Raw genomic sequence first — 26,069 nt, 5'->3', positions numbered from 1 at the left:
ACCCTCCTACTGCAATGTTTTGACGAAGCCTTTGAACTGTTCACGAAGTTTGAACTTCTGTATTTTCCCCGACGCTGTCATTGGATAGCTGTCAATGAAAAAGACATAACGGGGAATCTTATGCCTTGAAATTTTCCCGGTACAGAATTCCTTTATCTCTTCTTCAGTCGCATTTTGTCCTTCTTTCAGGATAATCCAGGCTACGGCTTCCTCTCCGTACTTCTCATCCGGAACCCCCGTCACCTGCACATCAAGCACTTTTGGGTGTTGATAAAGGAACTCTTCTATTTCACGAGGGTAGATGTTTTCGCCACCGCGAATGATCATATCCTTCAGTCTACCGGTAACTCTTACGTACCCATTTTCATCCATTGTGCCAAGGTCGCCGGTATGAAGCCAGTTGTCTTTGTCGATCGCCTCTTCGGTTGCAGCTGGATTGTTGTAATAACCTTTCATTACGACATATCCGCGTGCACAAATTTCGCCTTGTTCTCCTCTTGGGAGCTCCTCGTTAGTACCAGGCTTCACAATTTTCACTTCAACATTCGGCAAAGCACGGCCAACCGTTTCTACTTTAAGATTGAGTGGGTCATCCGCTCGGGTCTGTGTGATGACGGGCGACGATTCAGTCTGACCATAGCAAATTGTCACATCTTCCATTCCCATTATGTTGATGACGTCCCTCATCACTTCAATCGGGCAATTGGAACCTGCCATGACGCCAGTCCGTAATGATGATAAGTCAAACTCCTTAATATTCGGCAAATTGAGCTCACTGATAAACATCGTGGGCACCCCATGCAGCGCCGTACATTTTTCTTTTTCTACAGTACGGAGAACTTCCTCTGGATGGAATTCTTGTACAGGAACCATTGTGCCTCCAGCGGAAACGATGGCCAATGTTCCGATCACACATCCGAAACAGTGGAAGAACGGTACAGGAATGCAAAGACGGTCTTCGTGAGTCAGCTTCATGCATTCCGCAATATTGATCGCATTATTGATCAGGTTGGAATGCCTGAGCATAACGCCTTTAGGGAAACCGGTAGTTCCTGATGTATATTGAATATTAATGACATCATCATATTTTAAGGATTGTTTGCGCTTCTCCAGCTGTTCATCGGACACCCCGCTGCCATTTGCCAAAAATTCATCGTAGCTGAACGTGCCGGGATATTTTTGATCACTTATTACAATTACAGTTTTCAAAAGCGGAAGGCGCTCACTTTGCAAATGTCCAGGCTCGCAGTCTTTCAATTCTGGGCAAATTTCATATAATGTCTCGATAAAAGAATGGTCCCGATACTGGTCGATTAAGATAATGGCCCTTGAATCGGATTGCTTGAGCAAAAATTCCAATTCACTTGTACGGTAATTTGTATTGACCGTTACTAGCGGCGCACCCATCTTACCCGAACCGAACTGTAGACCCGGCCACTGATGTACATTCGTCGTCCATACCGAAAAATGATGGCCTTTCTCCAGTCCGATCGCCATAAGGGCTTTTGCCACCAAGTCACTGTGCTTATTGAACTGGGCATAGGTCATACGCAAATTTTCGTTCGTATAAACCAATGCCTCTCGTTCCGGATATTTTTCACACTTCTCTTCTAGCAACTCACCAAGCGTTTGATACACCAATTCTGCCACACGCATTCCTCCCCCTATGAATTTGTCAAAGTTCTAACAGCCCAATAGTCGTGAAATAACGACACGTTGGATTTCGGATGTACCTTCCCCGATTTCCATCAGTTTGATATCGCGCAAATGACGTTCCACATCATACTCCGCCATATAACCAGAACCTCCATGGATTTGGATTGCCTGATTGCACGTACGGAATCCCATCTCAGAGGCAAAAAGCTTCGCAAAAGCCGCTTCTTTTTTGAACGGCTTCCCATGATCCTTCAACCATGCTGCCTTCATTACCATATTGCGGGCAAGTTCGATTTCCATCGCCATGTCAGCTAATTTAAACTGGATTGCCTGCAACTTTGAGATTGATTGGCCAAATTGTACACGTTCCTTCGAATATTGCAGTGCCTTCTCAAACGCCGATTGTGCAATGCCGACTGAAAGTGCAGCGATTGAAATACGGCCGCCATCGAGCGTATTCAAGAACTGACCGAACCCTTTCTTTTCATCACCCAGCACATTTTCGCGAGGCACCCGGACGTTTTCCAAAATGATTTCACAAGTATTCGATGCACGTACACCCATCTTTTTATAATCAGAACGGATAGTGACACCCGGTGTGTCGGTTGGGACTATAAGGGCCGTAATGATGTTTTTTCCTCGTTCATCCTTACCTGTTACCGCTGTCACAACAACCTGCCTTGCATAACTTGCATTTGTAATCCAGCATTTTTCACCGTTGATGACCCATTCTTCACCGTCAAGGTGAGCTTTTGTCCTTGTGCCCCCTGCATCGGATCCTGCATTCGGTTCTGTCAGTCCAAATGAACCGAGTGTCTTTCCTTGTGCCATTGGAACGAGATATTCTTGTTTTTGTTCTTCTGTCCCAAAGTTATAAAATGGTGTTGCCCCCAGACTGACTGCAGCTGCATAGCTCAAGCCCGTACCTCCGCAAGCGCGGCCGATTTCTTCCACCGCCAAAGCATAGGAGATTGTATCCCCTCCCGAACCGCCATATTCTTCAGGAAACGGAATGCCGAATAAGCCGAGCTCCGCCATTTTATCAAAGCTTTCTTTCCTGAATTCATGTTTCTCATCCAACTCACGCGCATAAGGAGCGATTTCTTCTTGCGCAAACTCCTTCACCATGTCACGAATCATTTCTTGTTCTTTTGATAGTTCAAAATTCATCCGTATTCCCCCTTAGTTTTGACTACTCGGCAGAACCGACTAGTCGGTTTGTACATGATTTTTAAAAAACCAGGCTTAGGTGACTGGTCAACTAGTTATTCCTGCAAAATGTATTTTTTGTCTTTTGCCTCTTGATTCCCTTGTTCTGTTAAAATACCCCTTAAAATCAAGTCGTTAAAATGCAATGTAATTTCCTTCATTGTTAAACTGCCATTTTGCCGGTACCATTTGTATGTCCAGTTGACCAACCCGATGATAGCCATTGTCGTAATGGTGGTGGAAATCTCAGGTCGGAAATGCCCGCTTTTCTTTCCATCCTCAATCACCTGTTCAATTAACTTACGGTATTCCGTCCGTTTTTCTTTGATAATAATTTTTAATTCGTGCGGTAAATACGCACTTTCATCATAAAAGACGGTAATATGCCGCTGATAAACATCAAATACATTTGTAAACGCATACAACATGGCGCAAACTTTATCGATTGGCGTTTCATTTTCGTCATATGCAATTTTTGTTTCATTTAACACATGTGATATGAACACATCATGTATTTCATATAACAAAGCATCCTTGGATTTGAACTTATGATAAAAGCCACCCTTGGACGTTCCCGCTGTTTCGACAATTTCATCTACCGATACACCGTGGTAGCCCTTTTGTTGAAATAGGTCCAGTGCTGTTTCAATGATTCTTTCTTTCAGCGATTGTACGACCAACTTCATCTCCCTCCCCCATCAATCACCCCTTATATTTCCGTTCCATTTCTTGTGAAATACGGTAATTTTTTCGCAAATTGTCGATATTCTCTATTTACAATATAGCATCCATCCACTTTCGAATCTAGTAAAATAACATATATAATGTCGAACATACTATTATTTTCTGCTTTATGCATAGTTTTTCAGATTTTCACTAATAGTGAAATCAGCTTCCGTTTTCCCTTTAATTTCCTCCACTGAAACACCAGGTGCGGTCTCGATAAGAACCATGCCATTTTCCGTAAAGTCAAAGACAGCTAAATCAGTAATAAGCCGGTGGACGACCCGTTTCCCAGTCAACGGCAATGTGCACTGTTTTTTTATTTTTGATTCCCCGTATTTTGAAACATGTTCCATAATCACGATGACCCGCTTCGCTCCTTGAACCAGATCCATCGCTCCACCCATGCCTTTTACCATCTTGCCCGGGATCATCCAATTCGCCAAATCGCCTTCTTGCGAAACTTCCATTCCCCCCAGAATCGCCACATCGATATGTGCTCCACGGATCATGGCGAAACTTTCGGCGCTGTCAAAGAAAGTTGCCCCCGGTACAGTTGTAACCGTTTCTTTCCCGGCGTTGATTAAGTCTGGATCCACCTCGTTTTCGTAAGGATATGGACCAATGCCCAACAATCCATTTTCCGATTGGAGCAGTACTTGATAATGACTCGGAATTTCATTGGCTACTAATGTCGGCATCCCGATTCCAAGATTCACATTCATCCCGTTTTCGATTTCTTGTACCGCGCGTCTGACAATCCGCAGTTTTACGTCCGTCATCCAATCGCCTCCTCAACTCTTGTCGTCCGTTTTTCAATCTTTTTTTCGTAGCCTTCTCCCAAAATTACATGTTGCACATATATTGCCGGTGTATGAATTGCATCCGGATCCAATTCCCCCACCTCTACGATTTCCTCCACTTCAGCAATGGTGATTTTTCCTGCTGTAGCCATGATCGGATTGAAATTACGTGCAGTTTTCCGATAAATAAGGTTACCTAGTTTGTCGGCTTTCCATGCTTTGACAAAAGCATAATCCCCGGTAATCGCACGTTCCTCAATATATTCCTTGCCGTCAAATATCTTTACTGGCTTTCCTTCTGCCACTGGTGTTCCAACACCGGTCGCTGTATAGAATGCTGGAATGCCGGCCCCGCCAGCCCGAATTCGTTCTGCCAATGTTCCTTGTGGTGTAAGCTCTACTTCCAGCTCTCCACTTAAGAACTGCTGCTCAAATATTTTGTTTTCACCTACGTATGAAGAAATCATTTTCTTTATTTGTTTGTTGGAAAGTAATAATCCCAAGCCCCAGTCATCGATGCCGCAGTTATTACTGACAACCGTCAGATCTTTAACGCCTTTTTCACGAATTGTCTTGATTGCATACTCCGGAATACCGCAAAGACCAAACCCGCCAACTAAAATAGTCGCGCCATCCTGCATAGTTCCAACTATTTCGTGTATTGTTTTTTCTACTTTGGACACAAAATCCCTCCTTCGAGTAAATTTACCTCTATTATAAGCATATGATTTCCAACTAGTAAACTACTATATTCTAAATTTTACTACTATTTGAAAAAATGATATTTTCATCGTAAAGAGGCAATAGTCATTATTGACTATCGACCAGCTGAGCAGAGTGCCTCTTATTATTTTATGAGTGTCTTGATGAATTTTATGAATTCTGTTTTGTTCATTTTTAATCACGCTAAACGCAAAAAAGACAAAGCCATCATCATGACTTTGTCTTCTTAGATTCAGTAATTGAATTATTTTTGTTGAGCTAACCAAGCAGCCGCTGCTTCAGCATCTTCACCTTGCAACAAACCACCTGGCATCCCGCCGCGACCATTTACAATGACATCATGAATTTCATCTTCAGAAAGTCGGCTGCCGACATCTGCCAACGAAGGTGTATTACCCATACCTTCTAAATTACCGCCATGGCATGAGATACAATTTGATTTAACAAGTTCTTCACCATGTCCTGCATCTGCGCCACCAGCAGTATCACCTGTACCTGTATCTGTTGCTTCGTCTGTCGCCTTATCTTCCGTAGCTGTGTCATTACCTGTATCTGTTGCTTCGTCATTGCCGCCACCACAAGCAGCCAGGAATAATGCTGAACCGAAAATTAGTGCCAACATTGCTTTTTTCATTTTTGAACCCCTCCAAAAAATTATATTAAAATTACGATTTACATTGGTCATTATACCAAAGTTATACACGTTTGAAACCTTCGCCCAGAACCTCATAAGCATCGGAAACTATCACAAAAGCAGTCGGATCAACGGTTTGGATGATTTGTTTCAGCTTTGTGAATTCTGATTGATAGACAACAACCATCAGCATAAGACGTTCTTCCCCGGTATACCCGCCAAAGGAAGGCACCTTTGTAACGCCTCGATCAATATCCGCATAGATTGCATCACGAATTTCATCTTGTCTGTTAGAGATTATATACACCATTTTTGATTGGCTAAAACCTAACTGGACAATATCGATGGTCTTTGTCGTTACAAAGAGACCGATCAACGCATACAGGCCCTTTTCCAAATCAAAGACCAATGCTGCACTAATTGCAATGATGCCGTCGATTAAAAGAACGCTTGTCCCTAATGTGAGTCCGGTATATTTGGTAATAATTTGTGCCAATAAATCAGTACCACCAGTAGAAGCATTCCCTTTAAATACGAAACCAATACCTAAACCGACAATAATTCCCCCGAAAAGAGCAGCCAATAGTGCATTTGTCGTTAAAGCACCCATATTGCTAAATACTATAACGAAAAATGGAAGTGCCAACGTCCCGACAAATGATTTCAGCCCGAAATTTTTGCCTAAAACGACTACCCCTGCAATGAACAGCGGAATATTAAAAGCATATTGAACAATACCTGCATTCCAACCAAAAAGACCATTTAAAATGGTACTAATCCCACTGACGCCTCCGGAAGCTACTTGATTGGGGAATAAAAATGCGTTAAATCCAAATGCTATAATTGCTGCTCCAAGAAGTACATAAATGTATTCCTTAATGCTATCTTTTGTAGAATTGGATACATTATTCTTGTTAATTTTGCTCATATATTTCCTCACTCACATCAAGTTCTCATTTTCAAAATTTCTCCTGCATGATTATAACAAACAACCTGAAAAAAGAGAACTTTAGTAAGATGAAGGGGTTTTGCAAGGGAATTTCCAATATTATTGAACAACCTCCATTGCTTCTTTAAATAAGACAAAAAAAGGATAGCCCTTTTAAGGACTACCCTAGCGCGTCTATTAATCTTCTTTGAAAATGATTGACCATTCGCTGCGTTTTTCCAGCATTTCTGCTGCCAGTTCTTTTGCACCTTCCAAGCTGTGATTCGCAGCCCAGCCGCATTGTACTTCGTTACATGCAGGAACTTCATTTGCTTTTACGACATCTTGTAATGTTTTTTCTAAAATTGCTAATACTTCATCGTAATTATCATGATTTATCATAGTTAAGTAAAAACCGGTTTGGCATCCCATTGGGCTCATGTCCACAACATGGTCAGTATGGTTGCGGATATTTTCCGCCATTAAGTGCTCGATCGAGTGAAGGGCATCCATTTTCATATGTTCGACATTGGGCTGTTTAAAACGGACATCATATTTTCGTACAACATCGCCATTTTGCCCTTCTTTCATACCTGTTAGGCGGACATAGGGAGCAGCTACTTTTGTATGGTCTAGATTGAAGCTTTCGACATTCATTTTTGGCATTTTTCAAACCCCGTTTCCAAGTATCGTTGATTGTTACAAAACCGATGATTTTTTTTGACTACCTCCTCCATTTTACAGGACATTGCCGTTTTTTTCACTACCGGGGAGGAATCCTTATCAGCTTACACTAAATATTGTTCAAACCATGACACAATTTGTTCCAATCGTTGAACTCTTAAGTTCGGTGTACCGGTACGGGATAAATTGTGATCATTGTCCGGGAAGCGTACAAAGCTTGTTTCTTTTCCCTTTGATTTTAGAGTAATAAATAACTGTTCACCTTGTTCAATCGGGCAACGGAAGTCGAGTTCACTGTGCAAGATCAATAAAGGCGTCTCGATATTTTTGGCATATTTCAACGGGGAATGATCCCACAGTTTTTCCGGATCCAGCATATCTGTACCGATTTGCCATGGCGTGAAATAATATCCGATATCCGACACACCAAAGAAACTTACCCAGTTCGAAATGCTTCGTTGTGTCACTGCTGCCTTGAAACGATCGGTGTGGCCAACGATCCAGTTGGTCATAAATCCGCCATAGCTTCCGCCTGTTACTCCCAGGCGATTCTCGTCAATCCATGTTTCTTCACGCAGTACGTAGTCAAGACCAGCCATGATATCTTCATAGTCGCCACCGCCATAATCCCCGCGCACGCCATCCACAAATTCCTGGCTATAGCCATGGCTGCCACGCGGATTAACATATAGTACACCATAGCCTTTTGCCGCCAGCAATTGCAATTCGTGGAAAAATGAGTTGGCGTACATCGTATGAGGGCCACCATGTATCTCAACGATTAAAGGGTATTTTTTATTTTCCTCGAAATTAGCGGGTTTTATCAACCAGCCATGGACTTGCCAATCATTCGTGCTAGTATAGGTAACCGGCTCTGCTTTAGCTAGTTTTACCTCTGTTAGCCATTCATCATTGAAATGAGTGACTTGTCTTCTTTCACCTTTTGCAATTTCAGAAATAAATAACTCACCCGGGAAGGTTGGATTCGATACACCGACCAATGCAAATTGACCGTCCTTGGAAATGGCATAATCGTAAACATGCTCACCCTCCGGAGAAGCAGGATAAATCGCCCCTTCCAGGCTGGCATAATAAAGTTGCACATCTCCCGAGGTGGATAGTTGGAAGTAAAGATCGTTCGTCTCCGTCCACATAATGCTTGGGGCATTCACCCCTTGCTGTGTATCAGCCACAGCATAATCACCTACTGGACTGTCGATACTCTCTGTTAGGTTTTGGGTCGTGCCATTTTCTATATCATAAATATAAACATTTGTATGTGTAGCGTTTTTGTATGAGGCATCACTTCCGGTATAGGCGATATAGCTGCCATCATATGAAAACTTCGCTCCACCGTAATAGCCTTCATGATCCACTAGCACCGTTTCTTCATTTGTCTCGACATCGACCATAATCAACGGCTGTCTAAAATCATAATCTTCGTGTTCCTCACGGTTTACACCGATAATGATCTTTTTGGCGTCCGGTGAAATATCGTACAACGAATGAGAATACTTACCTTCCGAGAATTGTTCGATTGATTCATCTTTTAATGAAAGTATGGCAATTTGGGAATGCACCAATTGCTTTCTTAACCCATGCCCTTTTAAACCATCCATTTTATAACGCATTTTATCCACTATATAGGCGGTTGGTTTTTCATTATCTTGTTTCTTTTCTTCGGTTTTGTCTGTAAAAGCAGCACCTTCTTTTAAACTGCTTGTAACCCAGATTTTCTCTCCGCATGGGGACCATAAAAAGGAATTGATACCTGACTCAACATTGGTGATTTTTTTGGCTTCCCCACCTGATTTATTCATTATATACACTTGATTTTTTTCATCTCGATTGGAGATAAAAGCAACTTGCTCACCATTCGGCGACCATTTGGGCGAAGATACACGTTCTTTCCCAAAAGTCCATTGCGTCACTTCATCTGTCTCTACATTCAAGTGAAAGATTTCCGAGAAGTATTTATTTTCCTGTTCATCTATTTTCGTTTTGATAAACACAGCTTCCTTATCATTTGGAGAAAGCTGTGGATTTGTAACAGATTGGATTTTGAATAAATCCTCTTTTTCTACAACTCTTTTTTCTGCCATCATTTCCACCCTTCCGAAATTTTATTTCGATTCCCGTAATATAAATATTATCACATGGAGTGCCTGGCACACAAACAATTTCGGAACAATTCACAATATTCACGTTTGTTCAGGTGCCAGGCACACAAACAATTCTAATACAATTTTGAAAATTCTTAATTGTTTGTGGGCCTGGCACTACTAAAAAAGTGGTGTCTCTGTTGAGAGACACCACTTGGAAATTTATGTTATTTCGCTTTAAGGACTTCTTTTAAGGAACGACGTAGTATTTTTCCGGTCGAGTTTTTTGGTAGTTCGTCTAGTAATTCAATGGCATTTGGTACTTTATACTTTACAAGCCGTTGTGCACAGAATTCCTGAAGCTCGTCTACTGATGCGCCGCCATCTTTCAGCACTACGTAAGCATGCACCGCTTCTCCCATATTTACATCCGGGAAACCGACAACTGCAGCTTCGACCACATTTGGATGTGTATATAGCACTTCTTCCACTTCGCGAGGGTATACATTAAATCCTCCGACAATGATCATGTCTTTCTTTCGATCGACGATGTAGAAGTAGCCATCTTCATCCTTTGTTGCTAAATCTCCTGTATACAACCATTCGCCCCTGATTGCATTTGCTGTTTCTTCGGGCATCTTGTAGTAGCCTTTCATCACATTTGGACCACGAACGATCAATTCCCCAACTTCACCTATAGGCACTTCCGTCCCATTCTCATCGACTACTTTGTTTTCAACGTTTAAAATCGACATTCCAATGGAGCCAGCTTTTCGCTCACGATCTAGCGGGTTGAAACATGTTACCGGCGACGCTTCGGAAAGACCATATCCTTCCGACACTTTCACTTTAAACTTCGTTTCAAAATCTTGAAGCACTTGAATCGGCAATGGCGCACCTCCGGATACAGCTAAACGCAGATGCTTGAATTGCTTGGCATCGCCTTCGTACTGATAGAGGAAATTATACATTGTCGGCACGCCAGCAAAGACGGTCGCTTTTTGACTTCCCGCAAGTTCATAGATTTCACCCGGGCTAAAACGCGGTGCCAATAAAACTGTGGCTCCCTGCAATAGCGGTGCATTCACAACAACTGTAAGGGCAAATACATGAAATACCGGCAATGTTGCAATTACCCTGTCTTCTGCCGTCATACCAAGATAATCACCCACATCACGGGCATTGGAATACAAATTTCGATGAGTCAGCATGGCCCCCTTCGGATATCCAGTAGTGCCGGATGTATATAAAATAATTGCCACATCCTCTTCTTCTACCTTAATCGGGTCGACCGATTCCGTTGTGGATGCCAGAATCTGAGAGAACGACTTTGTTACCTCTTGTGCACGATTTGATAGTCCATTCAATTTTCCACTTAAACCGTCGCCTGTTTCACAAATGATATAGTTCTCTACCTGTGGAAGAACTTTCACCCCTACTTCCACTAAAGGCAGCAACATATCCAATGCGATGACGGTCTTCACGTCACCATTTTGAATGATATACGCAATCTCATCTTGTGTGTACATCGGATTTACAGGAATTGCAGTTGCTCCGATTCGCATGGTTGCATACAGCGAAATTAAAAAATGTGGTGTATTCCCCAACAATAACGCCACATGATCCCCTTTTTCCACCCCTATTCGCTGAAGGCCTGCTGCAAATCTACCAACACTCTGTTCAAATTCACCGTATGTAGTGTCTCTCCCTAAAAAATGATATGCATGTTTTTCGGGTTGTTCTAATGCGGTTTGTCGAACGCGTTCAACTAAATTCAAAACACCCATCCCCTTTGCATTTGACTTTCGTTCACACTTCAAATGTAAACAAAATAAAAATGAATAACTATTCATTTACCAGATATTATAAAATAAATATATTAGTAAAACAATATTTTTCTGTATTTTATGACTATTTTTCCATTGAAAATTAAACATTATTCTACTTATAACATTTCTCGCTTTACTCTTTAACGTGAGCAATATATCTCCAACGAATCAAATTATAATAAATAATCTCCAGGATAATTAAAAAGACAAATGCAAAAACAACTTCTTTTACGATGGAGACATTCGCAAAATTTTTCAATATATTTTGCAGTGCAAAGAACGCAAAGAGGCTGTGGCATAAAGCTACACCCCATGGCAGGAAGAATTGCGGCAATAAAAGCTTTGTTACCAATGATTTCAGCTCATTATTTGAAATGCCCATACGTTTCAGGACATCAAATTTTTTCTTCTCCGCTTCCAAACTCGTGTGGAGCTTAAAGTAGATAAAACTTCCCGCTGCCAATAAAAAGACGGCCGCCACCAACAACCCAACTAAAGTAAATAATGAATAAGTTGATAGGATATAGGAGTAATTCAACCCGGCGTTTTCAAAATAGTATGGAAGCTCATACTCTTCCTTTAAATATTCTTCCGCCACTTCTTGTTGAAGGGCTACACCCACTTCGTCCGCTTCCACCCACTGTGGGATATCAAATGTAAACAAATGATATCCTGGTTCTTCATGTGGATAAATGCTATATGGCTTCACCAATCTTCTGAAATCCACATCACTAATAATAATGGAATTCAGGCTGACAATGGAAGGCGGGAAAATAAGCTGTGGATAAACTTGATCTATCGTAAGCTTCACATTATTTTCAAGTAAAACGGTCTCTACCCTTTTCTTTGCCAACTCTTTTATCGAATCCTTCGAGTAGGGGATGAACATCGCTTCCCCTCTGGACAAGCGCACCATCGGATACCCGTAAGATATAAGCAGATTATTAATATCAGATTCTTTAAAAACCTCCACTTCAAACTTTGTAAAGGAGGAAGTCTGCTTCAATACCGTAAATCGCGTTAATTGATACGATAATTCTTTGTCCTCCAATTCGCTTATAAGGGAGGATATATGATCCCGCTCTTTTGGATTATCGATATGCCCCTTATATATTAGCCCCAAAGGATTTAATTTATCATACTGGGAAGTATAGGAAGACAATGTAGCCAATAAACCAATCGATAAAAAAGCCAGTGTCGTCACAATCGTCATGACAAAAAACATTTTCCCATTGTTCTTTAAGATAAAGGTTTGCTCCGCCATCGGCAGCATCCTTGATTTTTTCCAATAAATCAGCCTTCTGCCTTTCAATCTGTCAACAAAATACTGTGTTGTATCGGTGAAGAACAAATAGGTTCCTATTATGATCAAGAATGGGATGAAAACGGAAAAGACAACCATCGTCTGTCTCGTCGTCAGCAGGGCCAGCACATATCCGATAACAATCAGTACTATGCCCAGGATTGCCTTTGCCTTCGTAAAGTCCACATCAATTTGAATATTTTTGTACCCATTTAACAAATCAATGACTTTTCGTTCAGGGGAAAAATGCACACTGAATAGCGATATAAGAATAAAGGCACTAAAATAAACGCCAATTGTTAATAAAAACGGCTCCCAGGAAAGATACAATGGCAAATCTTCCAGCATCAGAATTTCGCGGACAATCATAAAGAAAAATTTCGAGAAAGCATAACCAAAGATAATGCCAAGTATGATGGAGATGGAACCGATGATAATCGTTTCCAGAAAAATCAACCTCGAAAGCTGTCTTCTTTCCATGCCCAAATGGAGTAGAATGGCGAATTCCTTTGCCCTAGCCTCTAAAAAGGCCCTCATCGAGTAGAATATAAAAAACCATGTAAACACCACTAAAATAATTTCTGCCACAACCATCCAGATAATGGGGACATTCCCTAAAAACCCGTCCTCGATTTCCGGATGGAACATCAACATGGAGTATATAAAAAATACGAATACCGAGAAAAAGCTCGCCATAAAATAGGCTGCGTAGATGCGGATATTCCGGATAACATTACGGTAAGCGAATTGATGAAAGGTCACCCACTTGCCCTCCCCCCAATAAACTAAGGACGTTTAGTATTCGTTGGAAAAAAGTTTGGCGTCTGTCATCGCGGTGAATTTCATTGAAAAACTCCCCATCTTTTATAAACAAGACCCGATCACAATAACTGGCAGCTATTGGATCATGCGTTACCATCACGATAGTCGCTTGTCTTTCCCGATTAATATTGCTTAACAATTCAAGAACTTCGCGTGTATTGTGCGAATCCAAATTACCCGTTGGCTCATCTGCCAAAATTATGGCCGGTTCATGGATCAAGGCCCTTGCAATTGCCACTCTTTGTGCTTGTCCACCCGAGATTTCATTCGGTCGCTTATGTAAAATTGCCGTTAAGTCCAACCTTTCGGCAAGAAGGCTTAAACGTTCTTCCATCACTTTTACAGGTTTCTGATCCAGCGTTAAAGGGAGCACAACATTTTCTTCCACCGTCAGCATGGGCAATAAATTAAAATCTTGGAAAACAAAACCAAGCTCCCTTCTTCTGAAATAAGCCAATTCACTACTATTTAAATTCTGGGGCTTCATCTCATTAAAAATGATTTCTCCGGATGTTGGGCGATCAATGGTTGAAATCAAATTGAGCAGGGTGGATTTACCACTGCCGGATGGCCCCATCACAGCCAAAAACTCTCCCTTATCAACCTCAAAAGAAAGCTGGTTCAGTGCACGGTTTGTCACTTTTCCCTCATATACTTTTGTCACATCTTGTACTTGTAAAATTGACATCGTTTCATCCCTCTTTATCGTAAAGTTCATAGTTAGAAGAGTTGCAACATTTACTGAAATGTAAGAGTTATTGTCGTACCCACCCCTACTTCGGATTCAATTTCGAATTGATGGCCCAGTTTTTCGCAAATTTCGCTTGCCAAATATAAACCCATTCCTGTCGATTCGCCTGTTTTTCTTCCATTCTCTCCTGTGAAGAAGGCTTTTGTCACTCTCGTTAAGTCGGATTTGGGAATCCCGATTCCTTCATCACGAATCGTCAACTTTACTTCCGAACCGGCTTTTGTTGCAGTGACGAGAATACGTTTATTTTGTTCAAACGTGTATTTTACTGCATTTGTAATAAATTGCACTAAAATGAATTTTAACCATTTTGAATCACTTGCAACGATCAACCCTTCTTCAATATGTGTTTCCGGGAATACACGATTTGTTATAAATAAACGCTTATTTTCGTTGATTGTTGCATTCACAATTTGTTTCAGGCACACCTGCTCTATTTGCATATCGTCCTCAAATTTTTCCAGCCGTGCATTCATCAACACCATTTCAAGCCCTCTTTTGATGCGATCGACTTCCTCTTGTACGCTTTTCTTATCAAGCGGCGCCTCTTCCTGCAATAACAATTCAAGCACGGATATAGGAGTTTTCATTTGGTGTATCCATTGATTCAAAAACTTCTCCTGCCTATTTTGCGAGGCATAAAGTACCTGAACCTCATGCTGATAAACTCGGTATAGTTCCTGCAAATAACTTTCGGTTTGGAAATGTTCCGGAGACTTCGCATTTTTTTGCAATGCATCTTCCATCGTTTGGGGCAAATTAGTGATTTTATTTAGGTAGCTTTGTCTTCTAAAATACCGGAAACCCAAAAATGAAATAATGAGTATCAAGCTGATAATCATCGTGTAAATGGCCGTGCTCATATTACGAAATCCGTCCAGCCAATAAAGCGACAGGATAAAGAGTACAATCAATATCTCAAACAATACGAAGGAAATATGTTCTTTTATAAATAACTTCATCCCCATTACTCTTCCTCCGGGTTGAGGACAAAGCGATAACCAGCTCCACGCACTGTTTCGATGACGGAACTTACACCATAATCGGCCAACTTTTTGCGAACCCGCGTCATATTGACATTCAGTGTATTTTCATCTACAAAGGCTTGGTCATCCCATAGCTCCTCAAGCAATTTTTCCCGGGAGACTACCTTTGGGGCCTGTCCCATCAGTAAATCCAGAATAATGCATTCCTTTCTTTGCAAAGGAATTTCGATCTTCTTTTTATGTAATTCCATACGCTCGAGATATAAAGTAAGCTGGCCCAGAGATACCGTTCTTTCTTCTTGCCGGGAAGAATATTCACCATACGTTCTTCGTAAGTGGCTTCGAATCTTGGCCAGGACAATTTCATAGTTGAACGGCTTTGTTATAAAATCATCGCCGCCATTTTCCAATGCGAAAATTTGGTCCATTTCCCCTGAGCGTGCCGAAATGAAAATAATCGGGCATTTCGTAAACTGTCTTAATTGCCTGCACCAGTAATATCCATCATAAGAAGGTAAATTAATATCCAGCAAAATAATGTGGGGCGCAAAGGCGAGCGTTTCTTCAACTATTCCTTCAAAGCTGTTGACAATTTCAACTTCATATTGATATTTTCTCAATGTATCCGCTAAAAGAGAGGCGATTTTTTGATCATCCTCTACAATAAAAATCCTTGTTGTTTCCATGTTCATTCCCCCGTTCTTATTGGAATGCTATAATTTTATATAAAAAGCTCCATAATACTCTAATTCATGGTTAACTTCTGTCTAATTAGTATTCACACTTTAATAGTGTATCAAAAAAGAGTCCCCCCATAAACAGGGGACGCGCTAGTATGTATCTCTTTTGCGACACAGGATGGATTTCTGTAATAAGTTAGCGGTGATTAGATTGGTTCAAGCCTATTTTACAATAAAAAAATGACTCTAAAGTACTTAGAGTCACCTAACTTTTAATAAATTAATTTCAAGAAATCTTCTTTTGTTACGGCACCAAAGTAATGTGTTGTATCAATGTCACCCATTGCTTCAGCAATGCTTGTACGATCATACTTCACACCGACCAACAGCTCCTCAATGTCCGCCACATCCCCGACACCAAAAAAGTCCCCAAAGATTTTGATTTCTTCAATAATCCCCTTATTCACCTCTAGACGTATATCAATGCCGCCTGAAGGGAACCGGTTTGTTTTTTGTATATTGAAGCGTGGCGATTTCCCATAATTCCATTCCCATTTTTGGTAACGTTCCTCGGAAATTTCATGGATTTTTTTCCAATCTTCCTCAGTTAACTCATAGTATTGAATCTTATCTTCGCCGCCAAAGATGGATTTTAAAATTTCCATTCTGAAATCTTGAATTGTCATTGGTTCTTTTAGATAATCCGAAATGTTACCTACACGGGAACGTACCGATTTTATACCTTTTGATTCGATTTTATCCTTTTTCACCTTTAACGAAGATACCACCGCATCAACATCCGTTTTAAACATTAATGTTCCATGACTGAACATCCGTCCTCTAGTGGAATATTGCGCATTCCCCGACACTTTGCGGCCTTCCGCCAATATATCGTTTCGCCCTGAAAGTTCTGCATTGATCCCCAATTTCTCCAATGCATCCACAACAGGTTGCGTGAACTTCTTGTAGTTATGGAAGCTGTTTCCATCGTCCTTTGTCAAAAAGCTGAAATTCAAATTGTTTAAATCATGATAAACTGCTCCACCGCCGGATAAACGTCTTACCACAATAATGCCATTATCTTCAACATAATCTGTATTGATTTCTTCTATTGTATTCTGGTTTTTCCCAATAATGATGGATGGTTGATTAATATAGAACAGCAGGAAATCATCCTTCTCGATATCCATATTTCTCAAAACAAATTCTTCAATCGCCAAGTTTATGCGTGGGTCTGTAATCCCCTTGTTATCAACAAAATACACTGTCTTCACTCCTCTATAGCCTCTATTTTACACGAAATATCAAGAAAATCACGAGTTATGCCATTATTAGTAAGTTTCAATGAAAAAAGCTGTCCCGTTTAATATTTAGTCAGCTTTATGAGGTTTCAGGCTCTGCGTGAAACTGACCTGTACGAGCATGAACAAAAGACCGATTCCAATAATGCTCATTATTTGCGAGTTCCCCGAAAAGACAGAGTAATACATAAGGATAAACGCCAATATGATCAATCCCCAAGTAATAAGGGAATAAATTTTATAAAGACCCTTAAGCATGACATATTTTTCCCCATCATCAAATTGGTCAAAGTATTGTTGTTGATAGTTTTTCGATTTGGGATGCGGCATTTTGAATGTAGGATTCGTAATTTTAATAATATTTTCATTCGGAAATAAGCTGAAAAATGACACTGCCATTAATAGGAAGCTAACAAGGACAATCTTCGGCTGACTTTCCCTTAGTAAAATAAAGCCAACAAGTGTGGCAATCGTTGCTAGCGAGAAGGCGACTTGTATGTATATCGCAGCTGAATAAGCTTTTCTCTCCATCTCGGCTAGATGTTCATCTTCCTTTTCAATTTCCACTTCAATCTTGCTACCCCGCACGGCTTTATTTATGTTGAGACGGGCAAGCATTAAACATAAAATAACCGATAAATTAACGGCAATTAACAAATTCTCATCCATCACCCGATCATTAAAACTTGCTTTCAATCCGTATAAACCATAAATCAATATTCCTGTATAAAAGACAAACAACTTCACGACAATTCCTCCTCGGCAAAAATAAATATATCTTCAATCGGCTCTTGAAATACCTTTGCTATTCTAACCGCAATAATAAGGGACGGCATATATTCATTTCTTTCAATTAAACTGATCGTTTGTCTGGAAACTTTTGCTTTTTTTGCAAGTTCCGTCTGGTTAAGCCCATCCCTTGCCCTTAATTCTTTGAGTCGAGTTTTCATTTCTTCACCTCAATTCGATAGTAAATGATTAACGTCATTTTGACAACTATATTAGTCAAAAATAAAAAGAACTGTTACATTCTTTCGTGATAAGTGGTCTAAGGGAAAATTCTTGATTAGTTGTATGAAAGGATTTTACAAGATGAGAAAAGTTATGTTTTTTGTTCAATCATTATTGTAAAAAAAAATTATTTTAATAGACGGGAGGGTATTGACGAATTCAAACTGTTATAATACAATTAAAAATATCAAATCAGTAATATAACAGATATCCAAAAAGGAGGGGCGAAGGCATGTTAGAAAACGTTGTTGAGTTTTTCAAAAACTTACCTGATAAAGTATGTGTGCAATGTGGAGACAAAATTGAAGAACAAAGCGAATGCTACAACAGCACTTGCGAAAAATGTAACGCTCTATAGTCGTCGTCATTCGTTTTATTATTGATTTTTGGACCCTCATCTATAACAGATGAACCTATAAGTAAACTGCTTACACAACAAACCCCTCAAAGCACGCTCATGCTTTGAGGGGTTTTTCCATCTACTGAATGATTGGATGTACATTGACTACTTCCTCGAAAAAGGTCCGTCGCAAAAACATAACTTCACCCTTCGTGAAAGTAGAAAAACAGGCTGCACATGAATTCCATTTCTGCAACCTGTCCTAATAATGTATCTTCTTACTCGTGATCATGTTCACTTTCATCTGAAGAATCATGGTCGGTGTGGTTCATCTCTCCATCGGCTTCAGACGTATCCACATGTCCTTCCATATTCATATCCATTGAATTGTCACTATCATCTTCTTTTACTTTGCTCATATCCGGTTGGCCCACGATAATTTTTTGTTTTGGCATTACGTGTAATCCACGTGCCGTTGTATGTGCATACATATAATATACTCCATCGTGATCAAAAGTTATTTCTGCTTTATAAACACCATCAGCTTCCAATTCGCCATCAATCATTTGTGCATCCTCACGGAAACCTGATTCCCATACTTCAAACTCGACAGATTGTGCATCATTCACATTTTCTTTATTCTGTGTGATATGGGCAGCCAGTTCTATTGTTTCATTTACTTTTACTTCCTCTGGTGTCAGGATGTCGACTATAACTTCCAATGCAGCGGCATCGATCGGCTCATCATTTGTATCCACTTTTGCTTCATCCGATGCGCAGCCAACTAACAATGCAGGCACTGCCAGTAAACTTAGTAACCATTTTTTCATTGATTTTTCCTCCATCACCATCTGTTTATACTTTTTATCTTTCCAACACTTCACTATTTTAGTCAAAATGGGAATGTTTGAACCAACATTAGTATAACGTACCCATGTTCACAATACTATCGATAATATTGTGAACATGGCTTCCCTGTTTCCCCTGAACCAAACGTGCTGAACATACAAAAGAGCAGTCTCCAAATCTCGGAGGCTACTCTTTTCATCAAGCATTTTGCATTTCAAACAAATCGTTCAATAATTCCAGTGCAATATTTTTGCCCTGTAATACACAATCCGGCACACTTATTCCTTCGTAGGAACTGCCGACAAGCTTTACATTGGGAAAGTGTGTAGACAAATATTGGTTCATTGCTTCCATGCGGTTATCATGGCCTACCGTGTATTGGGGCATGGATTCTTTCCAACGTGAAACTACTGTAAATAGAGGCGCGTCTTTCAATCCAATTGCCTTTTCCAGATCCCGCAATACGTTTTTTTCGATATCGCTATCCGATAGTTCAACGATCGCTTCATCCCCCACACGCCCGATGTAAACCCGCATTAAATCATATCCCTCGGGGGCAACATCATTCCATTTATGGTTACACCATGTACACGTCGTGATGGCAAAGTCACTGTTTCTTGAAACAAAAAAGTTCATGGCGTCCTTATACTTTTTCGATTCTCCCTGCTTGAAAGCCATTGTTACCGTTGCAATCGTTGCATATTTCATTTTGGGAAGCCCGTCAAAAAGACCTGAATGATCCAATACCTCTTTTGCTGCATTAAACGGTGTTGTCATAATGACCGCGTCACATTTAATAGGGGCTATATTGTTGGAAAAAATTTGGACCGTCCCATCATTCAACCGATCGATGGATTCCACTTTAACACCTTTGTAAATTGAACTTGACGGTAATTGTGAGGCCAATGATTCAATTAATGTTTCTAATCCGTTTTGAAATGTTTGGTATCGCTCAATATGGTCATTTCTAAATGACTCACCCGATTTTTTTAAGCCGAGGATCAAACTTCGGTGTTCTTTCTCCAGTTGATAAAACTGCGGGAACATGGATTTAATGCTTAAATGGTCGATGTCCCCCGCAAAAGTCCCAGCAAGCAATGGTTCAACCAAGTTTTCTACAACCTCTTTACCGAAGCGACGCCTGAAGAAATCACCGATTGGTTCATCCTCTTCATCTTTAATCTTCGGTAATAGCAAATCCCCAGCAGCGCGAAGCTTGCCACTTAAAGAAAATAATCCGGAAGTAATGAATGAGGAGACTTCAAGTGCCCCGCCAAACGTCAATAGATTCGGTATAGGATATAGAGTACTACCTACTGCCACGTAAGTTTGACCGTCGTTATTCGGAATCATTTGTTGCTCGATACCCAGATCCCTCGCCAAATCGCGAACACTATTTTTATAATCTAAAAAAGATTCAGGACCCCGTTCAACAATAAACCCATCTTTACGCAAAGTTTGGATTTTTCCTCCTAAGCGCAAAGAAGATTCGATTAAAACAACGTCCACCGGCAAGTTATTCAGTTTTGCTGATCTTTGTAAATAGTATGCCGCTGTCAACCCGGTGACGCCACCACCAACTACAGCAACTTTTCGTCTGTCCCCTGTCACCCTCATCACACTTCCTGCACTCAATTTAATGCGATAACTTGTTATAAATAGCGTCAACCATTGCATCTATGAATAGGGGATGCGTGTTTGGCATTGGAGGGCGATGATAGTTCGCTCCAAGCTCATCACATACCACTTTACATTCATAGTCATTATCATATAAGACCTCTAAATGCTCCGTAACAAATCCTACCGGAACATAAACAAATGAGCGGTAACCTTTTTCTTCGTAAAGGTCACGAGTTAAATCTTGAACATCCGGCCCCAGCCAAGGTTCCGGTGTTTGACCTGCAGATTGCCAACCCACTTCCACGTTTTTAACACCAGTCGCTTCCTGGATTAAACGTGCAGTTTCAATTAACTGTTCTTCATATGGATCGCCGGCCTCTTTAATTTTTTCTGGCAAAGAGTGATTTGAAACAATCAGGCAAGCTTTTTCACGTTCTTCATCGGCCATATCCGCGAATGCCGCATTGACCGCTTGCTTCCAGTATTCTATGAACTTTGGTTCGTAATACCAAGACTCTACAGATGTCAACTTCATGTTGCTTCCTAATTTTTCAATCGTTTGCTGCGCACGTCCATTATAAGATTTGATGGAGAATGTTGAGAAATGGGGCGCCAGCACGATAGAAACCGCTTCTTCGATACCGTCATTGACCATTGCTTCCACTGCATCTTCAATGAAAGGATCGATGTGCTTTAAACCGATATATAACTTATATTCCACTTCATCTTGCACTTCGTTTAATCGAGCTTCCAAGCTTTGAGCTTGTTTCTTTGTCATTTCGGCAAGCGGGGAAATTCCGCCGATTGCTTTGTAACGGCTTTTTAAATCTTCCAGATGCTCTTCCGATGGTTTACGCCCATGACGAATGTGTGTGTAATATCTTTCAATGTCCTCTTCTTTGTATGGCGTCCCATAGGCCATTACTAATAATCCACGTACTGGTTTCAATCTGTTCACCTCATAATTTTGTTCGTTTATGATTTGCTTCTATATCAGTTACTCCACTATCCAAAGCTAAACTAAAAATAGTTTAGTTGAGCGCATATTATCATAGTTGGCTTACTCGCTCACGGCTATACTCATGAATGAAGGTTGTAAGACGTTTTAATACATCCGGATTCACTTCCGGGAAGACCCCATGACCCAGATTGAAAATGTGCCCAGGCACTTCAAGTCCTTGATCGATAATATCTTTTGTTCGTTGCTCTATTACAGACCAATCTGCAAGCAGCAGCGATGGATCAAGGTTCCCTTGTACAGGTTTTTCAACACCCAGTTCGCGTGCTTTACGAATTGGCATGCGCCAATCCAAGCCGACAACATCGATTGGAAGGTCATTCCATTCGTTGACTAAATGGCTAGCCCCAACACCAAATTGGATTAATGGTACATTTTCTTTGCGCAGTTCACCAAAAATACGTGTCATTACTGGTTTAATGAACACTCGGTAATCCTCTACATTCAAAGCGCCAACCCAAGAGTCGAAAATCTGGATGGCTTTGGCTCCGGCTTCCACTTGTGCAGCAATGTCTGCAATGATCATATCACCCAGTTTATCCATTAGGGCAAACCAGCTTCGCGGTTCTGAAACCATGAATGATTTTGTTTTATTATAGTTACGGGAAGGACCGCCTTCAATCATGTAACTTGCTAAAGTGAACGGTGCACCTGCAAAGCCGATCAACGGAACATTCAATTGCTCCTGTGTAAGCAATTTGATTGTTTCTAGTACGAATGGTGTATGTTCCTTCGCATTGAATTCCCCAAGTTTCTCGACATCCGCAACTGTTCGGATAGGGTTCGAAATAACCGGGCCAACTCCTGCTTTAATTTTCACATCGACACCGATACCTGGTAATGGTGTAACAATATCTTTATAAAGAATTGCCGCATCCACATTATAGTTTTCTACCGGTAATCTTGTTACATAAGCACATAATTCCGGTTGATGAGTAATTTCTTCAAGAGAATATTTTTCTTTGATTGCACGGTATTCAGGTTGAGAACGGCCTGCTTGACGCATATACCATACTGGAGTGTATTCTGTTCGTTCACCCTTTGCAGCGCGCAGTAATGTATCATTAAATGCTTTCATCTAAGTACCTTCCCCTCGACTTTAAATTAATTACGCTCTCGCATCTTTTTGAGGCATCTTCCAAATTTGAGTTTTTAGAATTGTAAGCCTTTTCTTGCTAAAACGTATTATTATTCGACAAGATAGTTATTTTATTCAAATAGCTATTTTGAGCAAACAATGAGTGTAAATGTGTCATTGATATCCGTTTTCAAATATATACTTTTAGCGGGATATTGTATAGTTTTATCGACCAAATGTCATAAAATTGTTCTATAAACTAACGTTTTCCATCAAAAGTTTTGACAATAAAATCTTATTTTGTTCTTATTAAAATAAACAGCGTCAAAGTAGTGTTTTAGAATCGATTGATGGAGGTATTGCAAATTTACTGATACTTTCAGTTGGAATGCAACTTTCAATAAAAGGGGTCTGATGCATATGTATATTTACTTAACTTCCGGAACTGCTGATTTTATGGATAACTTGCGAAGAAAATACTTGCCTAAAGAGAAGATGATCGTGCTGCACGGTGCAGGCAACTCCGTTCTCCTACATGAAACCGAAGGAAAAACTGTTTTTTCAACACCTCGCAAATACGAAGTCATTGACAGTGTGAATCCCATTGAACAAACAGGGTACTTTGTTTTCAATAACATTCCTGTGTCGGATGAAGGCCGGCCGGTATTCGAGAAACGGTTCTTAAGCCGTTCTCGCGCAATCGAAAACGAACCCGGTTTCATTGCCTATCGCTTACTGCGCCCACTGGCCTCTGATACGTATATTGTGCTTACCCAATGGACTGGTCCCAGCTCTTTTGAAGCGTGGAAAAATTCGAGGGCCTTCAAAGAAGCACATAGCAAACCCGACCGTACTACCCCCGGCGTCCAGCAACAGAACATTTTCAACGCCTCAAGTTACGTAACTACTTATTCAGGAAAAATTTCTGAAGAAAAATAGCCGGCATTCCCATTATTTACGATAATAAAAGAAGGAGTACGAAAGCCATTATGCAGCAGCTTTCGTACTCCTTTTACATTAATATTCACGCGAAGGATCCTTTGTCATGAGGAATGTTAGTTCCCCGACTGCAACAATAAGAATTCCAGTTACAAAAAACAATGGTTGTCCCACAGAACAAAGCATGACAATAATCGCTTGTATGACCATAAAGAGCCTCAATACTTTTCGGACGGCATTTTTACGTTGTGAGCCATGCACCGGGTAAAGTCGATCCATACGAAAATCACCTGATGATAACAGGGCATATTTTAATTGGATCGTAGTGGCGAAAGACAAAGCCCCTGCAACAACCCAGGTCACTATGGGGATATTGACGAGCAATGCGATCAATCCAGAGATAGCGGTTAACCGAACCCATAAATAAAAATGATCGTCCGTTCGGATAAAAGTACGGTATACTAAATAGCTTTGTGTGCCATTTTGATTATGTTGCACAATCGAATAGATGAAATTCAACCAGCCTCGTCTCCGGATAGAACCATGTAAATGTGGAACGTCCGTAAAGTAGTTGGCAAACCGATAAAAGCCCATCATTCGATTTTGCTCAACCTTTACAAAATGTTCATAAGGAATGGGCTGTATCTTCACTTTTTTCGCTAACGTACGATTATACACAAATAATAGAATGATGAAGATGATCACATAGGAATACCCCTCAGTAAGAGCGGATTGGATCGTCAGAATGGAAAGTACCCCCCTTGCCATCCGATCTATACTTAAGCTGGCCCCACGGTTTGCATACCGATAGTTGAACTCGATATGCACATTCAAGTACTTTAAAACGATAATGACCGCCACGCACAACCAAATCTGCCCTGAAGATAATTCCGTCACGGCCTTCAATAATGGTATTGCGACAATATAGATAACGATGGCAAGTCCAATTTGCGACCAAAATGTCCATTTAAGTGCACTGCTAAAATAGGTGGTCATTTTTGATTCGAGCGGCAGCAAATACACCTGGTCCGGTTCCCTCAGCAGGGTAACCGGACGACTAAGGGCCAATAGGAAGCCAATCGCCAGTGCCACAATCCACTCTGCTGGAAAAGTGGCATCCACCACTTTCAACCATTCGCTATACTGATAGCCCACCGCACCGATGACAAAGACCAACACAATTGCCAAATGCCCAGTAAACACGAAGCGCATATATTTTTGCACTTCCGTCATATAATGGTTAAACCGCTTTGACCATACATCCTGCAAATTATTCATGGTCTTGCTCCTTTGTCATGGCAATATAAAGGTCATCCAAAGTTGCATTTGGCATCCCGAAGGCACCCCGTAGATCGTCCATCGTCCCTTGTGCTCGCACTCGCCCTTCATGCAGCAATATAATCCGGTCACAATGCTTTTCCGCTGTCGATAAAATATGCGTAGACATCAGGATGGAAGCACCATCCTTCTTCTTCTCATCCATTTGTTCCAACAGGGATTGAATCCCCAGTGGATCAAGCCCAACAAAGGGTTCGTCTATGATATATAATTGTGGGTTCACTAGAAATGCACACATAATCATTACTTTTTGGCGCATCCCTTTCGAGAAATGGGAAGGAAACCAATTTAAGCGTTTCTCCATGCGGAATTCCTTCAACAGACTTTGCGAGCGCAATTGTAATGTCTGTTCATCTATACCATAGGCCATTGCGGTTAACTCAAGATGCTCCCTCAGAGTCAGCTCGTCATATAACACGGGCGTCTCCGGGATATATGAAAACGAAGAGCGATACTTATCAAGATCTTCGCTTAATGTCACGCCATTTAATCGAATTTCGCCTTTTTGAGGCAAGAGTGTTCCAATAATATGCTTAATCGTTGTACTTTTCCCAGCACCATTCAAACCGATTAAACCTACCAGCTCACCTTCACCGATAGTAAAAGATAATTCTTTAATTACTGGTTTTCTTGTATAACCACCTGTAACGTCTGTTAATTGTAGAACTGTCATAAATTTTTAGTCACTCCATTCTTTCTTCAGTTTAACAAAAATTGTGAATAGAATCAGTTCCCATATGTT

The 26,069-nt window shown here is 40.7% G+C and carries 25 protein-coding genes; 2 read left to right on the top strand and 23 right to left on the bottom strand.

The annotated features are described in order from the left end of the window. Positions 1-6: 6 nt before the first annotated feature. The 17 genes from CD33_RS09420 to CD33_RS09340 form a co-directional block, all read right to left on the bottom strand. Positions 7-1,641, bottom strand: a complete 1,635-nt coding sequence (locus CD33_RS09420; RefSeq protein WP_036200417.1) for an AMP-binding protein — start codon at positions 1,639-1,641, stop codon at positions 7-9. Positions 1,642-1,683: 42 nt separating this feature from the next. Beyond that, positions 1,684-2,826, bottom strand: a complete 1,143-nt coding sequence (locus CD33_RS09415) for an acyl-CoA dehydrogenase family protein (protein WP_036200345.1) — start codon at positions 2,824-2,826, stop codon at positions 1,684-1,686. A 95-nt stretch (positions 2,827-2,921) separates the two neighbouring features. Next, the gene (locus tag CD33_RS09410) at positions 2,922-3,551 is read right to left on the bottom strand and encodes a TetR/AcrR family transcriptional regulator (protein ID WP_036200343.1); all 630 of its coding nucleotides are present in this window, start codon (positions 3,549-3,551) and stop codon (positions 2,922-2,924) included. Positions 3,552-3,716: 165 nt separating this feature from the next. Then, entirely contained in the window at positions 3,717-4,370 is a 654-nt protein-coding gene (locus tag CD33_RS09405) for a CoA transferase subunit B (RefSeq protein WP_036200341.1), read from the bottom strand. Then, positions 4,367-5,074, bottom strand: a complete 708-nt coding sequence (locus CD33_RS09400; RefSeq protein WP_036200340.1) for a CoA transferase subunit A — start codon at positions 5,072-5,074, stop codon at positions 4,367-4,369. The genes CD33_RS09405 and CD33_RS09400 overlap by 4 nt, the downstream gene beginning before the upstream one ends. A gap of 284 nt (positions 5,075-5,358) precedes the next feature. Next, positions 5,359-5,748 (bottom strand): cytochrome c551, encoded by a 390-nt coding sequence (gene cccB / locus CD33_RS09395; RefSeq protein ID WP_036200338.1) that lies wholly within the window; start codon positions 5,746-5,748, stop codon positions 5,359-5,361. A 61-nt stretch (positions 5,749-5,809) separates the two neighbouring features. Then, positions 5,810-6,676 (bottom strand): YitT family protein, encoded by an 867-nt coding sequence (locus CD33_RS09390; protein ID WP_036200337.1) that lies wholly within the window; start codon positions 6,674-6,676, stop codon positions 5,810-5,812. A 198-nt stretch (positions 6,677-6,874) separates the two neighbouring features. Continuing rightward, positions 6,875-7,342 (bottom strand): S-ribosylhomocysteine lyase, encoded by a 468-nt coding sequence (locus tag CD33_RS09385; RefSeq protein WP_036200335.1) that lies wholly within the window; start codon positions 7,340-7,342, stop codon positions 6,875-6,877. A gap of 122 nt (positions 7,343-7,464) precedes the next feature. Beyond that, positions 7,465-9,462 carry a S9 family peptidase gene (locus CD33_RS09380; protein WP_036200333.1) on the bottom strand — a complete coding sequence of 666 codons (1,998 nt, stop codon included), beginning with the start codon at positions 9,460-9,462 and terminating at the stop codon, positions 7,465-7,467. A 227-nt stretch (positions 9,463-9,689) separates the two neighbouring features. After that, the gene (locus CD33_RS09375; RefSeq protein WP_036200331.1) at positions 9,690-11,240 is read right to left on the bottom strand and encodes a fatty acid--CoA ligase family protein; all 1,551 of its coding nucleotides are present in this window, start codon (positions 11,238-11,240) and stop codon (positions 9,690-9,692) included. A gap of 184 nt (positions 11,241-11,424) precedes the next feature. After that, on the bottom strand, positions 11,425-13,356 hold the full coding sequence (locus tag CD33_RS09370) for an FtsX-like permease family protein (protein ID WP_036200329.1): 1,932 nt from the start codon (positions 13,354-13,356) through the stop codon (positions 11,425-11,427). Beyond that, positions 13,328-14,104 carry an ABC transporter ATP-binding protein gene (locus tag CD33_RS09365; RefSeq protein ID WP_036200328.1) on the bottom strand — a complete coding sequence of 259 codons (777 nt, stop codon included), beginning with the start codon at positions 14,102-14,104 and terminating at the stop codon, positions 13,328-13,330. The genes CD33_RS09370 and CD33_RS09365 overlap by 29 nt, the downstream gene beginning before the upstream one ends. A 50-nt stretch (positions 14,105-14,154) precedes the next feature. Further along, a complete protein-coding gene (locus CD33_RS09360) occupies positions 14,155-15,135 on the bottom strand; it encodes a sensor histidine kinase (RefSeq protein WP_036200326.1) in 981 nt (326 codons plus the stop codon). Further along, the gene (locus CD33_RS09355) at positions 15,135-15,839 is read right to left on the bottom strand and encodes a response regulator transcription factor (protein WP_036200324.1); all 705 of its coding nucleotides are present in this window, start codon (positions 15,837-15,839) and stop codon (positions 15,135-15,137) included. The genes CD33_RS09360 and CD33_RS09355 overlap by 1 nt, the downstream gene beginning before the upstream one ends. 266 nt (positions 15,840-16,105) lie before the next feature. Continuing rightward, entirely contained in the window at positions 16,106-17,098 is a 993-nt protein-coding gene (gene lplA, locus CD33_RS09350; protein ID WP_036200321.1) for a lipoate--protein ligase, read from the bottom strand. A 105-nt stretch (positions 17,099-17,203) separates the two neighbouring features. Next, positions 17,204-17,881, bottom strand: a complete 678-nt coding sequence (locus tag CD33_RS09345; RefSeq protein WP_036200319.1) for a DUF3169 family protein — start codon at positions 17,879-17,881, stop codon at positions 17,204-17,206. Beyond that, a complete protein-coding gene (locus tag CD33_RS09340; RefSeq protein WP_036200317.1) occupies positions 17,878-18,084 on the bottom strand; it encodes a helix-turn-helix transcriptional regulator in 207 nt (68 codons plus the stop codon). The genes CD33_RS09345 and CD33_RS09340 overlap by 4 nt, the downstream gene beginning before the upstream one ends. Positions 18,085-18,377: 293 nt before the next feature. Between CD33_RS09340 and yhfH the strand changes: the two genes are divergently transcribed. Further along, positions 18,378-18,503, top strand: coding sequence for a protein YhfH (gene yhfH, locus CD33_RS19845; RefSeq protein WP_084591308.1), 126 nt, complete (start codon positions 18,378-18,380; stop codon positions 18,501-18,503). Positions 18,504-18,763: 260 nt separating this feature from the next. Here yhfH and CD33_RS09335 read toward each other — a convergent pair whose 3' ends face one another. The 4 genes from CD33_RS09335 to hemE form a co-directional block, all read right to left on the bottom strand. Continuing rightward, positions 18,764-19,315: a FixH family protein gene (locus tag CD33_RS09335; protein ID WP_036200315.1), complete on the bottom strand. Its 552-nt coding sequence runs from the start codon at positions 19,313-19,315 to the stop codon at positions 18,764-18,766. A gap of 217 nt (positions 19,316-19,532) precedes the next feature. Further along, positions 19,533-20,951 (bottom strand): protoporphyrinogen oxidase, encoded by a 1,419-nt coding sequence (gene hemG / locus CD33_RS09330; RefSeq protein ID WP_176400095.1) that lies wholly within the window; start codon positions 20,949-20,951, stop codon positions 19,533-19,535. Positions 20,952-20,970: 19 nt separating this feature from the next. Then, positions 20,971-21,903: a ferrochelatase gene (hemH, locus tag CD33_RS09325; RefSeq protein ID WP_036200313.1), complete on the bottom strand. Its 933-nt coding sequence runs from the start codon at positions 21,901-21,903 to the stop codon at positions 20,971-20,973. A 100-nt stretch (positions 21,904-22,003) separates the two neighbouring features. Beyond that, positions 22,004-23,050: a uroporphyrinogen decarboxylase gene (gene hemE / locus CD33_RS09320; protein ID WP_036200311.1), complete on the bottom strand. Its 1,047-nt coding sequence runs from the start codon at positions 23,048-23,050 to the stop codon at positions 22,004-22,006. A gap of 420 nt (positions 23,051-23,470) precedes the next feature. On the opposite strand from hemE, the gene CD33_RS09315 reads away from it, so the two are divergent. Beyond that, complete coding sequence (locus CD33_RS09315; protein ID WP_036200310.1) at positions 23,471-23,989, top strand: antibiotic biosynthesis monooxygenase family protein; 519 nt, start codon at positions 23,471-23,473, stop codon at positions 23,987-23,989. A 78-nt stretch (positions 23,990-24,067) separates the two neighbouring features. Here CD33_RS09315 and CD33_RS09310 read toward each other — a convergent pair whose 3' ends face one another. Beyond that, positions 24,068-25,267 (bottom strand): ABC transporter permease, encoded by a 1,200-nt coding sequence (locus CD33_RS09310; protein ID WP_036200308.1) that lies wholly within the window; start codon positions 25,265-25,267, stop codon positions 24,068-24,070. Continuing rightward, positions 25,260-26,000: an ABC transporter ATP-binding protein gene (locus CD33_RS09305; RefSeq protein ID WP_036200305.1), complete on the bottom strand. Its 741-nt coding sequence runs from the start codon at positions 25,998-26,000 to the stop codon at positions 25,260-25,262. Before CD33_RS09305 ends, CD33_RS09310 begins: the two co-directional genes overlap by 8 nt. Positions 26,001-26,069: the final 69 nt, after the last annotated feature.

The organism is Ureibacillus sinduriensis BLB-1 = JCM 15800 (assembly GCF_000772955.1).
In the GTDB taxonomy this organism is placed as follows: Bacteria; Bacillota; Bacilli; order Bacillales_A; family Planococcaceae; genus Ureibacillus; species Ureibacillus sinduriensis.
Note: the sequence above shows the minus strand (reverse complement) of the source record. Positions and strands in the feature narration are given on the sequence as shown.

What these genes read in the sequence shown, in the direction of transcription:
- CD33_RS09415 (WP_036200345.1), bottom strand. Translation starts at nt 2,826, where the DNA reads ATGAATTTTGAACTATCAAAAGAACAAGAAATGATTCGTGACATGGTG.
- CD33_RS09410 (WP_036200343.1), bottom strand. Translation starts at nt 3,551, where the DNA reads ATGAAGTTGGTCGTACAATCGCTGAAAGAAAGAATCATTGAAACAGCA.
- CD33_RS09405 (WP_036200341.1), bottom strand. Translation starts at nt 4,370, where the DNA reads ATGACGGACGTAAAACTGCGGATTGTCAGACGCGCGGTACAAGAAATC.
- cccB (WP_036200338.1), bottom strand. Translation starts at nt 5,748, where the DNA reads ATGAAAAAAGCAATGTTGGCACTAATTTTCGGTTCAGCATTATTCCTG.
- CD33_RS09390 (WP_036200337.1), bottom strand. Translation starts at nt 6,676, where the DNA reads ATGAGCAAAATTAACAAGAATAATGTATCCAATTCTACAAAAGATAGC.
- CD33_RS09385 (WP_036200335.1), bottom strand. Translation starts at nt 7,342, where the DNA reads ATGCCAAAAATGAATGTCGAAAGCTTCAATCTAGACCATACAAAAGTA.
- CD33_RS09380 (WP_036200333.1), bottom strand. Translation starts at nt 9,462, where the DNA reads ATGGCAGAAAAAAGAGTTGTAGAAAAAGAGGATTTATTCAAAATCCAA.
- CD33_RS09365 (WP_036200328.1), bottom strand. Translation starts at nt 14,104, where the DNA reads ATGTCAATTTTACAAGTACAAGATGTGACAAAAGTATATGAGGGAAAA.
- CD33_RS09360 (WP_036200326.1), bottom strand. Translation starts at nt 15,135, where the DNA reads ATGGGGATGAAGTTATTTATAAAAGAACATATTTCCTTCGTATTGTTT.
- CD33_RS09355 (WP_036200324.1), bottom strand. Translation starts at nt 15,839, where the DNA reads ATGGAAACAACAAGGATTTTTATTGTAGAGGATGATCAAAAAATCGCC.
- CD33_RS09340 (WP_036200317.1), bottom strand. Translation starts at nt 18,084, where the DNA reads ATGAAAACTCGACTCAAAGAATTAAGGGCAAGGGATGGGCTTAACCAG.
- yhfH (WP_084591308.1), top strand. Translation starts at nt 18,378, where the DNA reads ATGTTAGAAAACGTTGTTGAGTTTTTCAAAAACTTACCTGATAAAGTA.
- CD33_RS09335 (WP_036200315.1), bottom strand. Translation starts at nt 19,315, where the DNA reads ATGAAAAAATGGTTACTAAGTTTACTGGCAGTGCCTGCATTGTTAGTT.
- hemG (WP_176400095.1), bottom strand. Translation starts at nt 20,951, where the DNA reads ATGAGGGTGACAGGGGACAGACGAAAAGTTGCTGTAGTTGGTGGTGGC.
- hemE (WP_036200311.1), bottom strand. Translation starts at nt 23,050, where the DNA reads ATGAAAGCATTTAATGATACATTACTGCGCGCTGCAAAGGGTGAACGA.
- CD33_RS09315 (WP_036200310.1), top strand. Translation starts at nt 23,471, where the DNA reads ATGTATATTTACTTAACTTCCGGAACTGCTGATTTTATGGATAACTTG.
- CD33_RS09310 (WP_036200308.1), bottom strand. Translation starts at nt 25,267, where the DNA reads ATGAATAATTTGCAGGATGTATGGTCAAAGCGGTTTAACCATTATATG.
- CD33_RS09305 (WP_036200305.1), bottom strand. Translation starts at nt 26,000, where the DNA reads ATGACAGTTCTACAATTAACAGACGTTACAGGTGGTTATACAAGAAAA.